At 73.4% G+C, this 13,251-nt stretch carries 11 protein-coding genes; 7 read left to right on the top strand and 4 right to left on the bottom strand.

Annotation, left to right across the window (positions count from 1 at the left end):
* The first annotated feature begins 1 nt into the window (after nucleotide 1).
* The 6 genes from MTO91_RS26240 to MTO91_RS26215 are packed head-to-tail and all read left to right on the top strand — an operon-like array spanning nucleotide 2 to nucleotide 7,910.
* On the top strand, nucleotides 2-691 hold the full coding sequence (locus tag MTO91_RS26240) for a hypothetical protein (protein WP_405420901.1): 690 nt from the start codon (nucleotides 2-4) through the stop codon (nucleotides 689-691).
* A complete protein-coding gene (locus tag MTO91_RS26235; RefSeq protein ID WP_405420904.1) occupies nucleotides 678-3,806 on the top strand; it encodes an ATP-binding protein in 3,129 nt (1,042 codons plus the stop codon). Before MTO91_RS26240 ends, MTO91_RS26235 begins: the two co-directional genes overlap by 14 nt.
* Nucleotides 3,803-5,710 (top strand): hypothetical protein, encoded by a 1,908-nt coding sequence (locus MTO91_RS26230; protein WP_476653127.1) that lies wholly within the window; start codon nucleotides 3,803-3,805, stop codon nucleotides 5,708-5,710. Before MTO91_RS26235 ends, MTO91_RS26230 begins: the two co-directional genes overlap by 4 nt.
* Entirely contained in the window at nucleotides 5,700-6,296 is a 597-nt protein-coding gene (locus MTO91_RS26225; protein ID WP_062398831.1) for a hypothetical protein, read from the top strand. The genes MTO91_RS26230 and MTO91_RS26225 overlap by 11 nt, the downstream gene beginning before the upstream one ends.
* Nucleotides 6,293-7,318 carry a C40 family peptidase gene (locus tag MTO91_RS26220; protein WP_062398829.1) on the top strand — a complete coding sequence of 342 codons (1,026 nt, stop codon included), beginning with the start codon at nucleotides 6,293-6,295 and terminating at the stop codon, nucleotides 7,316-7,318. Before MTO91_RS26225 ends, MTO91_RS26220 begins: the two co-directional genes overlap by 4 nt.
* A gap of 28 nt (nucleotides 7,319-7,346) precedes the next feature.
* Nucleotides 7,347-7,910 (top strand): hypothetical protein, encoded by a 564-nt coding sequence (locus MTO91_RS26215; protein WP_476653126.1) that lies wholly within the window; start codon nucleotides 7,347-7,349, stop codon nucleotides 7,908-7,910.
* A 17-nt stretch (nucleotides 7,911-7,927) separates the two neighbouring features.
* Here the strand turns inward: MTO91_RS26215 and MTO91_RS26210 are convergent, their stop codons facing one another.
* The 4 genes from MTO91_RS26210 to MTO91_RS26195 all read right to left on the bottom strand — a co-directional run bounded on the left by MTO91_RS26210 (nucleotide 7,928) and on the right by MTO91_RS26195 (nucleotide 11,077).
* On the bottom strand, nucleotides 7,928-8,749 hold the full coding sequence (locus MTO91_RS26210) for an ESX secretion-associated protein EspG (RefSeq protein ID WP_476653124.1): 822 nt from the start codon (nucleotides 8,747-8,749) through the stop codon (nucleotides 7,928-7,930).
* Nucleotides 8,746-10,107 carry a PPE domain-containing protein gene (locus tag MTO91_RS26205; protein WP_476653123.1) on the bottom strand — a complete coding sequence of 454 codons (1,362 nt, stop codon included), beginning with the start codon at nucleotides 10,105-10,107 and terminating at the stop codon, nucleotides 8,746-8,748. The genes MTO91_RS26210 and MTO91_RS26205 overlap by 4 nt, the downstream gene beginning before the upstream one ends.
* On the bottom strand, nucleotides 10,107-10,460 hold the full coding sequence (locus MTO91_RS26200) for a PE domain-containing protein (protein ID WP_476653121.1): 354 nt from the start codon (nucleotides 10,458-10,460) through the stop codon (nucleotides 10,107-10,109). Before MTO91_RS26200 ends, MTO91_RS26205 begins: the two co-directional genes overlap by 1 nt.
* 86 nt (nucleotides 10,461-10,546) lie before the next feature.
* Nucleotides 10,547-11,077 carry a DUF3558 family protein gene (locus MTO91_RS26195; protein WP_476653120.1) on the bottom strand — a complete coding sequence of 177 codons (531 nt, stop codon included), beginning with the start codon at nucleotides 11,075-11,077 and terminating at the stop codon, nucleotides 10,547-10,549.
* A 292-nt stretch (nucleotides 11,078-11,369) separates the two neighbouring features.
* Between MTO91_RS26195 and dnaK the strand changes: the two genes are divergently transcribed.
* Nucleotides 11,370-13,241, top strand: coding sequence for a molecular chaperone DnaK (gene dnaK / locus MTO91_RS26190; RefSeq protein ID WP_476653119.1), 1,872 nt, complete (start codon nucleotides 11,370-11,372; stop codon nucleotides 13,239-13,241).
* Nucleotides 13,242-13,251: the final 10 nt, after the last annotated feature.

Raw genomic sequence — 13,251 nt, 5'->3', positions numbered from 1 at the left:
CGTGCTCGTTCGCACGGACGACGAGGTCTACCGCGTCGACGCCGTCTGGCTCGGGCCGCCACGGGCCACCTTCCCCTGGCGCGCCCGCTACGTCAGCTACGGCGTCGGACTCCTCGTCATGATGCTGATCATGTTCGTCCAGCGCCGGCTCGGTATCGGCCTGGACTTCTTCTCCGTGGCCTGGGCGCTCGTCGGCACCGTCGCGATCACCCGCCTGCTCGGCAAGAAGATCGACTACGAGCGGCCGCTGGGCCAGGTCCTCGGCCAGTTCTGGGCCGAGGTGACGGGGCCGCGGGCCGGCCGGAAGGCCGCGGGCGGCTCGGTCCGCGCGGGGCACGTCCGCGTCCACACCACCCGTGCCCACCCCGGCGTCCCGTCGGCCGGTGGCCGGACCCCCGCGCTGTCCACCGTGCAGCGCACCCGGATCGACGCCGCGGGGACGCAGCCGCCGGTCACCGTGGACGCCGTCGTGGACACGCCCGCCACCACCGCTCCGGTGGTCCCGGGGCTCGAGGCGCCGGTCGCCGCACCCGCGCGCGTGGTCCCGCCACTGCCGGAGCCGGGCAGCGCGCCGCGCCGGAGCCGTTTCCGCCGGGCCCGCGGCGGTGGCAGCGGTCGCGGCGCGAGCGTGCCCGCGCGCACCCCCCGTCCCGACCCGTGGCGCCGGAGTGGCCACCGTGGCCGCACCTGAGCGGACCCCCCGGCCGAAGGCCCGGCGCGGCCGGGCCCGTGCCGGCGAGGGCGGTTCGGACTACACCCCGTCGATCGCGCTGCGCTCGATCGACGGGCACATCACGCGTACCAACGGGCAGGTCATGGCCTGGTACCGGCTCGCGGCGCAGGCGTGGAGCTTCCGCAGCGACAACCAGCGCGAGGTCCTGATCCGCCAGATCGCCGCGCAGCTCGGCGAGCTGCAGGGGCGCTGGCTGCACCTGCGCGTCACGACCCGGCCCTACCCGGTGCACATGTGGGCGGAGTCGTTCGACCAGAACGCGATCGGCCGTATGCCCGACGTGCCCGGCGCCCTGGGCTGGGACGGGTTCCTGGAGGGCGAGCAGCGCCACCTGATGGGGCTGTCGATGGCGGACAAGGAGGTCTTCCTCGGCATCGAGGTCTCCGGCCGCGGGCTGATCGACCGCTGGGTGGAGCGCGCCGCGCCCGTCCTGGACCGCCTCGTGCCCTCCGCGGTCAAGGCCGAGCTCGCCGCGCTGGAGACCGAGATCAACCACCTGGACGTGCTCGTCGCCGGGTCCGGTCTCGACGCCGTCCCCGCGAGCGCGGAGGACATGGCCTGGCTGATGCACCGCTCGGTCGCCCTCGGGCTGCCCGCCCCGCGCGGGCTCTCCTCGGTGCCGCGCGGGGTGTCGACCTGGGAGCCGGAGGACCTCGCCGCGTTCACCGAGGGCGTCGACCTGCACCAGGAGCCCTACGCGCCGACGGTGCAGGTCGTCGGGCGGATGCGCAGCCAGACCGTCACCCGCAACGTCGCGGTGCTGAGCGTCGGGCTGATGGAGGGTCTGCGGATCCCCGAGATCGACGACCCGTGGATGCAGCACTCCGACCGGCTGCCGTTCCCGGTGGAGTGGTCCGCGCGGATCTACGTGCGCCGACCGGAGGACGTCACCGGCGAGCTGCAGCGCCAGATGGGCAAGGTGCGCAGCCAGATCCGGCACTACACCCACGACCACGACCTCGACCCGCCGATGTCGCTCGCGCGGCAGGCCGACCGGGTCCTGGAGGTCGAGGACGAGCTCACCACCGGGCTCACCCAGCTCAACACCCGTCTCTACGGCTGGTGGCGGATCGCCGTCTCGGGCCGCGACGAGGCCGAGGCCACCACCCGCGCCCAGCAGGTCGTCGACCTGTACCGGCCCAAGGTGCAGATCGAGCACCCCGAGGCGCAGTACCGCTACGCCCGCGAGTTCATCCCCGGCGAGCCGCTGGCCGCGACGGCCTACCGGCGACGCGGGTCGGTCACCTGGGCGGCCGCCGCGGTCCCGGCCGCGACGGCCAGCGTCGGCGACCGGCGCGGAATCATGCTCGGCGAGACCTGCACCGCGACCCGGCGTCCGGTGGCCTGGGACCCGTGGCTCGCCCAGGAGGTGCGACGCGCGTCCGGGCTCACCGCGATCGTCGGCGGGCTGGGCTCGGGCAAGTCGTTCCTGACCGGGCTGGTCGTCTACAAGACGTTGCGCGCCGGGGCCCGCTGGACGGTGCTCGACCCGTCCGGGCCGCTGGCCGAGCTGACCCGGCTGCCGGAGCTGGCGCCGTTCTCCCGGCACATCAACCTGCTCCGCGCCGACCCCGGCATCCTCAACCCGTACCGGGTGGTCGCCGAGCCGCGGCCGGACCACTTCCTCGACGACGAGGACCCCGAGCGCGCCTGGAAGCGGGAGCGCTCGCTGGCCGCGGCCACCCGCCGTCGGCTGGTGCTCGACGTGCTGTCCGGGCTGCTGCCCTACGAGATCGCCCGCCAGCCCCACACCCGGATCGTGCTGCTTCGCGCGGTCCGCGAGGTCGGCGGCTCGCCCGACCGGCACCCGGGCATGGTCATCGACGCGCTGCGCCGGCACGCCGGTGAGGGCGAGGACCACGCCGGTGTCGTCGCGGACTTCCTCGACGAGCGGCGCGAGCTGCCGCAGGCCGCGCTGCTGTTCCCCGACGAGACCCGGGCCGACCCCTGGCAGGCCGACCGGGACTACCGGCTCACCGTGCTGACGATGCAGGGACTGTCGCTGCCGCGCCCGGGCAGTCCGCGCGAGGAGTGGACCGACAACGAGTCGCTCGGCGTCGAGCTGCTGAACCTGGCGTCCTGGCTGACCCAGCGCACGATCTACGACGCCGACCGCAACCTGCGCAAGGGCGTCGCGCTCGACGAGACGCACTTCCTGTCCCAGGTGCCCACCGGCAAGGTGCTCATCGACCGCCTCGCCCGCGACTCCCGCAAGTTCAACGTCCGCGCCCTGTTCGCCTCCCAGCTGGCCGGTGACCTGCTGCGGGTCTCGGGCTTCGCGTCGCTGGTCAACGCCGTGTTCGTCGGCCGCACCGACGACGAGGAGGCCCAGTCCGAGGCGCTGCGGCTGCTGCGCGTGCCCACCGACGTCGGCTACGAGGAGATGCTCGGGACCCTGTCCCCGCGCCCCCGCCACGACGACCGGCCCGACGACGCGCCCCGCCAGTTCGTCTTCGCCGACGGCCACGGCGGCGTGGAGAAGGTCCGCATCGACCTGGAGGCACCGCACCTGGAGCACGTCCGCGAGGCGCTCGACACCAACCCCGACGCCGCCCGCGTCGTCGCCCCGCGCCCGCCGGGTGGCCCGGCGATCACCGCGCCCGGGCATCCCGAGATGACCGCACCCGACGAGCCGAGCCCGCTGCCCGCCCGGCGCGCCCCCGCCCCCGTGGTGCTGCCCGACCTCGACGGCGACGAGATCGACCTGCGTACCGACACCCGGATCGGCCCCGGCGACGACGACCCGGTCCTGGCCGGCGGGATCCGTGCCGGTGGGGTGCAGGTCGTGTCGGTCGCCGCGACCGACGCCGCCGTCGGCCGCGCGGAGCTCTACGACGACGAGCAGCTCGACCTGCTCGACGAGCTCGACGACGACTGGGTGGTCGACGAGCCCGCCCCCGTGGACGGCACCGCCTCCGCGAACGGCACCGCCTCCGGCAACGGCACCGCCTCCGCGAACGGCACCGCCTCCACGGACGGCGCCGCCCCCACGAACGGCACCGGCCCGTCGAAGGGGACGGCGGCCACGAACGGCCACCCCGCGGCCGCTCCCCCCGACGGGGACGGACGGTGACGGCGGGCCTCGACCCGTCCGGCGGCGCAGGCGTCTGGGTCGTCCTGGGCGTGCTGCTCGCGGCCGTCGTCGTGTCGGTGCGGAGGACCCGCCGCCGTACGCCGCAGACGCCCGGGGTGACCCGCCGCCGTCGTCGTCGGACGGCGGTCCTGGTGGTCACCGCGATCGCCGGCGGCACGCTGCTGCTCGGCTCGCCGGCCATGGCGCAGGCGCTGGACTGCAAGTCCCCGCCGGAACCGGACCGCCCCGGCACCGGGCTGGTCGGCTCGCTGGACCGGCCCTCGGCGCTGCACGGGGAGGCCGGCAGCGTCTACGAGGAGGTCGGCTACGCCGGGCTCGTCTGGCACAACTACGACCTGGGCTGCGCCACGTCGGGAGTGCTGAACCCGTCGGTCACCACCGACACCTGGTTGGGCAACCAGGTCTTCAACCTGGCGAAGCTGACCGTCGGTGGGGTGAACTGGGCGCACTACCTCATCGCCGACGGCGGGTCGTTGTTCGCGCCGCTCGACCAGGTCATCACCACCGCGACCCGGGCGATGTACGAGACCGTGTTCACCACCTGGGTGGGCCTCGGCCTGCTCGGCTTCGCGATCATCGTGCTGCTGCTGGCGATGCGCGGGGAGCTCGCGCGCCAGGCCCAGCGCACCGGCATCGCCGTACTCGCGCTGATGCTCGGCTCCGCCGCCTACCTCGCACCGGTCGACTGGTCCCGCGCCGCGGACAACCTGCTGCTCGACGGCGTCACGCAGATGCAGGAGGGCTTCCTCGGCCAGGTCGGGCTGGGCACCCGCGACACCCTCCCGACGGTGCTCGTCGACCAGGTCGCCTACCAGAACTGGCTGCGCGGCACGTTCGGCGCGCCGGACGTCCCGCAGGCCCAGGAGCTGGGCCGGGACCTGCTGCGGGCGCAGGCGTTCACCATCGACGAGATCGACCAGGGCCAGGACACGTCCGAGACGGCGGAGCGCAAGAAGGGCGAGTACGCCGCGCTCGCCGACCGCATGGGGGACCGCTACCTGTACTTCACCGGGGCCTCCGGCAGCCGGATCGGGGCCGGGACGCTCGCGCTGATCCAGGCCGCGTGCATCGCGCTGTTCCAGCTGCTGTCCAAGGTCCTGGTGCTGGTCGCACTGCTGATCATCCGGCTGATGGTGGTGACGGCGCCGGCGATCGCCGTCGTCGCGCTGCTGAAACCGGACGTCATCCCGGCGATCCTGCGCATCGGTGGCGCCGCGATCGTGAACACCCTCGTCGTCGGGGCGCTGGCCGGACTGCACGCGCTGCTGGTCGTGTCGCTGTTCGCCCCAGGGTCCGGGGTCGACCTGTGGCTCGCGCTGCTGGTGACCGGCGTGGTCACGCTCGTGCTGTGGGCGGTCGCGCGGCCGTTCCGGCGGCTGGTGTCGATGGTGACACTGACCCGTGAGCAGTTCGGCGGGATCGTCCCCGGCATCAACGGCGGCCCGGTGTCGCGGGTGTGGAACCGGATGCGCGGCCCGGACGACGCCGACGAGCGCCAGTCCCGCTGGTGGTCCGAGCGCGGCGGCCCCGGCGGGTCCGGCGACCCGGGCGCGGCGCGACCGGAGGCCGAGACCGCGGCCGGGCCGGGGGCCCGGGTCCGTCGTCGCGCGGCACCGGACGTGTCCTCGCCCCAGGCGGCCCGGATCGCCGAGCCGCGCCGCGGGGCGCTGCCGGTCGGGGCGTCCGGGCGGCCCGACACCGGGTTCGCCACGCGGGTCGACCCCGGCGAGGTCGACGACCGCTCCATCTACCGCCGCGACGACGCGGGGCCCCGCCGCCCCGGCGACCCGACCCCGGTGAGCCCGGAGCTCGTCGACGGCGTGCCCGTCTACAAGATCTACCGCCCGCGGGCGGCCCGCACCGGCGGCGACCGTGCCGATTAGGTCCTCCCGCGGCCGCGCCGGCGCCTACCGCGCGGTGTGGCAGTGGCCGCTGCGCTCCCCCGCCCGGCTCGCCGTGACGGTGGTGGTCCTGGGCGGGCTCGTGTTCGGGCTGGTCTCGCTCGGCGGTTCCGGCGGGGCGGCGTCCGGCGGCCTGATCGCCGGGGGCGGCTCCGGCGGCAACCGGTGGGACAGCGGGTCGTCCGGCGTCTCCGCGACGCCCACCCCGACGCTGCTGCCGCCGGTGCCCGAGCTGACCCCCGAGGCGCTGCCGGTGTCGCAGGCCCCGCGGCAGGCGCTGGAGACGGCGCGGGTGTGGGCGGCGGCCTGGGTGAACCATCCCGACGGGATGACCTCCCAGCAGTGGGTCGCCGGGCTGCGGCCGTACACGACCGACGAGTTCCTCGGCGTGCTCGCGGGCGTCGACCCGTCGAACGTGCCCGCCTCCCGGGTCACCGGGCCCGCGACCCCGACCCGGGTCGCGCCGAAGAGCATCGAGGTCACCGTGCCGACCGACACGCTGACCCTGCGGATCCTGGTCGTCGACACCGAGGCGGGCTGGAAGGTGTCCCGCTACGACCGGGCATGAGCACCCCGCTGACGCGTGCGCTGCGGCCGCTGCGGCTGCTGCTGCCGTTCCTCGCGATCGGGATGGCGCTGGTGCTGTTCCTGACCGTCGGCTTCCTCGCGTTCAGCCCCAACCTCGGCGGCGGCCGGTCGAACGCGGCCTGGTGCGACACCGGGATCTCGACCGCGACGGTCGGCCGTGGCGGCGGGGGAGCCACCTTCGAGACGCTGTCCGACGAGCAGAGGCAGAACGCCGCCGCGATCATCTCGGTCGCCAAGGACATGCAGCTCCCGCCGAAGGCGTGGCTGATCGCGCTGGCCACCGCGATGCAGGAGTCGACGCTCCGCAACATCGACTACGGCGACCGGGACTCGCTCGGGCTGTTCCAGCAGCGGCCGTCGCAGGGGTGGGGCACCCCCGCGCAGGTCACCGACCCCGCCTACAGCAGCCGCATCTTCTACGAACGGCTGATGGAGGTGCCGGGCTGGGACTCGATGCCGGTCACCAAGGCCGCGCAGACCGTGCAGCGCTCGGCCTTCCCCGACGCCTACGCCAAGTGGGAGGGCCTGGCCGCGTCGCTGGTCGAGAACATCGGCGACGTCGCCAACCCGACGGGCTGCGCCCCCGGTACGACCGGCGCGCTGCCCCCGGGCGTCGCCGGGGCCGCGATCGGCTTCGCGCTCGGCGAGCTCGGCAAGCCCTACGTGTGGGGCGCGACCGGACCGGACTCCTGGGACTGCTCCAGCCTGCTGCAGGCGTCGTACCGGGCGGCCGGCGTCACGATCCCGCGGGTGTCGCGCGACCAGTACAACTCCGGCGGCCACCTGCCGGTCCGGGACATGCAGCCGGGCGACTTCCTCTTCTACGCGCACGACACCTCGGACCCGACCACGATCTACCACGTGATGATGTACCTGGGCGACGGCAAGATGGTCGAGGCGCCGAACCGCAACTTCCCCGTCCGCGTGCAGCCGGTGTCGTGGGAGTTCTCCGATCTCGTCCCGCTCGCCACCCGGCCGGGGACCACGCCGAACCCCGCCTGAGCGGGGTCGAGGCGCCATCATGGGCGACATGCGCTCCCCGCTCTCGGACTATCTCGACTCCGCGGCGCCCGGTGCCTGCCCGGACCACCTCGTCGTGCCGCGGTCACTGGCCCAGTCGATGCCGCTGCGCTGGCAGCAGGTCTTCGTCGGTCTGCTCACCGACCTGCACGACGCCTACCCCGGCGTCGACTGGCCGGAGTACGCCGTGTCCGCGGTGCGGGCCGAACCGTTGACCGAGCTCGACGACGCCCAGCTCGCCACACACGGCTACGTCACCGAGCTGGGGCCCGACGGCGACCTCGAGTACCGCGACGCCGACGACCGCGTCGTCCCCGGGTCGCTGCCCGTCCGGGTGGGAGGTGCCCGACACCGTGCCGCCGGCGTCGGCGGGGCAGGTGCCGCGGGGGACCGTCGTCCTGCGCTGACCGCGCCCCGCGTCGCCGCTTGCTGCTCGCACCGGTCGGGTCCGGCCCGGTGCGCGGGGGTGTCGCCGAGATGCACCTCAGCGGGAATCGTCGATCTCCACAGGCCGCTGAGCTGCATCTCGGCGTGCGGCAGGGACACCTCCCCTGCGGATCCGCTCACCCGGTGAGCGAGTTCCCGGCCCCCTCACCAGGCCCGGTGCGTCCCGACCGGCGCGCGACGGCGCTGCGCCGCGTCGGCGAGCCGGTCCAGCTCACGGACCAGGTACGCGGCGTCGGCCGGACCGGCGTGCACGACGGCGTCGTCGGGGAGCGGGCCGCCGACGACGTCCGGGGTCGGGCGCCGCTGGACGTAACAGCCGTCCGTGGTGGCGTGCACCAGGAGGACGCCCGGCGCGCGGCACGGGTCGGGTCCCTTCCGGCCGGCGCCGAGCTGGGCGACGCCCTCGACCTGCCCCATCCGCCGCAGCATCTCGGCCTCGGTCCCGCTGCAGCCCCGCCGCAGGAGCTCGTGGACGAGCCGGTCGGGATCGCCGTCGGCGCGCTCGGCGGCCTCGCCCAGCACCGCGACGGGGATCCGCACCCCGGCCCCGGGGCCGGGTACGACCTCGCCGAGCAGCTCGACCAGGACGGCCGACGCGTCGTCGGGCGGGACGCGGACCAGCGCGACGTCGTCGCCGATCCGGGTGGCCAGCACCGCGCGCCCGGCCCGCCGCGCGACCAGCGCCCGCTGCCACGACGGCGGTGCGACCACGAGGTCGTGCTGGAACTCCGGTGCGACGACCGTGCGCAGGTCGCCGACCAGGCCCGGCTCGAACGCGGTGCCGGTGAACAGGCCGCGTGCGGCGAGGGTGTCGAGACACCCCCGCACGACACGGGCCCGCTCGACGTCGGTGAACCCGGGGCTGAGCAGCTCCAGGACCGCGGGGTTGCGACCGAGGTCGAGCAGGTCCCGGGCGACGTCGAACTCGGCGGCGGTGAGGACGGTGGCGCGGTTCCAGTCGATCATCGGTGGGGCTCCTCGGGGGCCAGGACGGCGTCGGTCGCGGCGATCTCGATGTCGAACACCTCGTCGGTGGGGACGACGTAGCGGTTGCGGTGGTCCCGGGTGTCGCGGCTGCCCGCGCCGCCGGCCACCGGGCCGTAGCCGCCGGGGGCGCCGCCGCGTCCGGTGCTCTCGCCGGGGCGGGCGGACCAGGCCGGCTCGGCGGTCCGGGCGCCGGGACCGAACTGCTCGTGCAGGCGCGCGCCACCGGATCCCGTGCCGCCGGGGAGCCGGTCGCCGTACCCGGGACCAGGGGCCGACGGCGGGACGAGCGGCTGGGCCCGGGTCCGTTCGCCGAACCGGCGTCCGAGGTCGACGCGGGCGGCGAGCGGGTCGGGGCCCGGTGTCGTCGTCGGGTACGGGCCCGGGGCCGCCGCCGGCCGGTACGGGTCCGGGGCGGGCGTGGTCGTCGGGTCGAGGTGCTGGGGTGCGACGACGTCGACCGGCCCGGGGAGCCCGGTGCCGCGGTCCCGGTCGGCCACGCCGTCGCCGGTGGTCCCGGGACCACCGGGCCCCGCGGTTCTCCCGACGTCCGGCGTGCCGGGGCCCGATCCGACGAACCCCGATCCCTCGGTCCCCGGCCCGCCGTGAGCACCGACGCCGTCCGGTCCGGGGCGGGGCCCGCCGCCCGGCTGGTCCGGGACGCCGGTTCCCGGACCGCCTCCGCCGAGAGGGGTGGCTCCGCCGCCGGCCCCGACACCCGCCGGGCCGTGACCGCCGGCCCCGGCCGAGCCCGGCGCCGGACCTCCCGCACCGGTGGGCGTCGCGGCCGACCCCGGGTCGACGGTGCGGAAGCGGTCGTCGATCGCCGACGCCGTGTCGAGATGCTCCTGGAGGACGCGGTCGGCCTCCTCGCTGTGCCGCTGGTCGCGTTCGAGCGAGGTGACGTAGTCGGCGACGGTGGCGCTCAGCCCGGTCAACGGGGTGCTCGCCAGCAGGTGGAGGTTGCGGACACCGCTGGTGAAGATGCCCGGCGGGGTGGGATCCAGGGCGGCGATGGCGGCCTGGGCGCGGTCGAAGGACTGCCCGTAGGCGTCCAGCTGGGTCGCGCCGTTCGCGGTGACGGGGGCGGTGCACATCATCGAGGTGGTGATGCCGTCGAGGGACTGCTGGGCGGCGGCCGCGGCGGGGCCCTGCCAGGAGATGCCCAGCTCGGCCATGCGTTTCCGGGCCTCGTCCGATGCGGAGCGCAGCTCGGCGTCCGCGGTGCGGAGTGCGGCTGCGGCGTCGGCGACCGCTGTCGAGCCGGGTTTCCCGACCACCCAGGCGTATTTCTCCTGGAGGGTCCTGGCAGCGAAGTTGAACTGCTGGTGGAAGGCCATCACGAATCGCCTGTGGCCTTCGGGCCGAACGACTTCTCGATGTCGGTCTCGTTCAGCTGGTAGGACTCCGCCACGAGACGAAGGCCCCGGACGGCTTGCTCGAGTTCGTCCTGGTGGGCTGCGTGAACTTCGAGGATGTGCTGGTACTTGTCGTCGAACGCCGGAGTGGCGAGTTCCGAGATGGGATCGGTTCCACATCGCTCGACCCGGCGGGTGCGTGCAGTGATCAGCGCCGATCGCATGTCGTCGATCTGACGATTGAGGGTCTCGCCGACCTGCAGCACGGTGGCGGGAGAGATCTGACTCAGCAGGATGGGATCAGCCGGAGAGGAAGCGGACGGCCCGGGAGACATGGGCGAACGTTAGAGACGTCGCCGATCCACGACGGCCCTTTCGACGAAGGCGTTCACGCACGCGAACTCCCCGGGTCGACGCGGCATCAGCGCGCTGTGAGCTCAGCGAGCACCGCGTCCGCCAGCTCCTGGGAGCGGTCACACAGGGAGCTGTCCGTCAGACCTGCGTCGCGGAGGTTCGTCGCCAGAGCCTGGGACTGCGTCCGCAGGGATGTGTCGTCGGCGATGTCCACGACGATGTCGCACCCCGGAAAGGTCTCGGATCGGTCGGACGACCGCACCATCCAGTACCCGGCCAGCGAATCGAACGTCACCCCCGGAGCCCGGGCCAGTTCGGCAGCGGGAACCGGCAGGAACTGGACGCTGGAGTCGATCTTCGGGGTGCGTCCCAGATAAGTGCATGTGGGCGATGGCTTGCCGTCGATCGTCACCTCGCCGGGCCGCCCTGCGTCCAGGTCGAGCTCGGCGCGCCGGGCGTCATCGACGAGGTCGCACGGTTGGCGTCCGCTGACGTCGACGGCTGCTGGTCGTGGAGGCAGGGGCGCCGCGGCCATCGGATCCCCGGAGTTCGGTGCCGACCGGCACCCGACGAGCGGAAGCGTGAGGCCGATGAGCACTGCGGCGACGGCTGCCCCACGCGGAGCGGGTCCGAGCACGGTGATCCTCCGAGGACGAACGAGCGGCCCACAGGCTAGCCCGCCCCACCCCCGTCGACGGCCGTTCGGAGCACCCGCGAACGTCGTGGATAAAAGTTGAGTCCCCCGGGAACAAGTCTTCCGGGTCGCCCGTTGACCCCCATGAGAGCAAGTTGAGCAGGACCCACTCAAGGGCGATGCACGAGGCGCTCCCCGGCCTGGTACAACTTGAGCCGGACGCACTCACACCCCACACATCTCGGAGGCAGTCACCATGGCTCGTACGGTCGGTATCGACCTCGGGACCACCAACTCCGTCGTCGCCGTCCTCGAGGGTGGCGAGCCGACGGTGATCGCGAACTCGGAGGGTGCCCGCACCACTCCGTCGATCGTCGCGTTCGCGCGCAACGGCGAGGTCCTCACCGGTCAGTCGGCGAAGAACCAGGCGGTCACCAACTCCGACCGCACGTTCCGCTCGGTCAAGCGTCACATCGGCACGGACTGGAAGACGTCGGAGATCGACGGCAAGACCTTCGCGGCGCAGGAGATCAGCGCCCGCGTCCTGCAGAAGCTGAAGCGGGACGCCGAGGCCTACCTGGGCGACGAGGTCACCGACGCCGTCATCACGGTGCCCGCGTACTTCGAGGACGCGCAGCGCCAGGCGACCAAGGAGGCCGGCCAGATCGCCGGTCTGAACGTGCTCCGGATCGTCAACGAGCCGACCGCGGCCGCGCTGGCCTACGGCCTCGACAAGGGCGACAAGGAGCAGACCATCCTGGTCTTCGACCTGGGTGGCGGCACGTTCGACGTGTCCCTGCTGGAGATCGCCGAGGGCGTGGTCGAGGTCAAGGCCACCAACGGCGACAACCACCTCGGTGGTGACGACTGGGACGAGCGGGTCGTCAGCTGGCTCGTCGACAAGTTCAAGTCCTCCCAGGGCATCGACCTGACCAAGGACAAGATGGCGATGCAGCGGCTCCGCGAGGCCGCCGAGAAGGCGAAGATCGAGCTGTCCAGCTCCTCGTCGACCAGCATCAACCTGCCCTACATCACGGTCGACTCGGACAAGAACCCGCTGTTCCTGGACGAGACGCTGTCCCGCGCGGAGTTCCAGCGGGTCACCCAGGACCTCCTGGACCGCACCCGCAACCCGTTCAACCAGGTCATCAAGGACGCCGGCATCTCGGTGAACCAGATCGACCACGTCGTGCTCGTCGGTGGCTCCACCCGGATGCCCGCCGTCACCGAGCTCGTCAAGGAGCTGACCGGCGGCAAGGAGCCCAACAAGGGCGTCAACCCGGACGAGGTCGTCGCCGCCGGTGCCGCGTTGCAGGCCGGTGTGCTCCGCGGTGAGGTCAAGGACGTCCTGCTGCTCGACGTCACCCCGCTGTCCCTGGGCATCGAGACCAAGGGCGGCGTCATGACCAAGCTGATCGAGAAGAACACCACGATCCCGACCAAGCGCTCGGAGATCTTCTCCACCGCGGACGACAACCAGCCGTCGGTGCAGATCCAGGTCTTCCAGGGCGAGCGCGAGATCGCCGCGTACAACAAGAAGCTCGGCATGTTCGAGCTGACCGGCATCGCGCCGGCGCCGCGCGGCGTCCCGCAGATCGAGGTCTCCTTCGACATCGACGCCAACGGCATCGTCAACGTGTCCGCCAAGGACATGGGCACCGGCAAGAGCCAGGAGATGACGATCACCGGCGGGTCGGCCCTGTCCAAGGACGACATCGACCGCATGGTCAAGGAGGCCGAGGCGCACGCCGAGGAGGACGCCAAGCGTCGCGAGGAGGCGGAGACCCGCAACCAGGCGGAGACCCTCGTCTACCAGACGGAGAAGTTCGTCAAGGAGAACGACGAGAAGCTCCCCTCCGACGTGAAGGACGCGGTGAACGCCGCCCTGGGTGAGACCCAGGAGGCGCTGAAGGGCACCGACCACGAGGCGATCAAGTCCTCGATGGAGAAGCTCGCCACCGAGTCCCAGAAGATGGGGTCCGCCCTGTACTCGCAGCCCGGTGCCGAGGGCGCCGCGGGTGCCGGTGCCGAGGGTGGTGCCGGCGCGGCCGGTGCCTCCGACGCGCAGGACGACGTCGTCGACGCCGAGATCGTGGACGACGACAAGGACGCCAAGGGCGACAAGTGACGGCCGGCGG

It is taken from the genome of Pseudonocardia sp. 2-7 (assembly GCF_056341085.1).
Note: the sequence above shows the minus strand (reverse complement) of the source record. Positions and strands in the feature narration are given on the sequence as shown.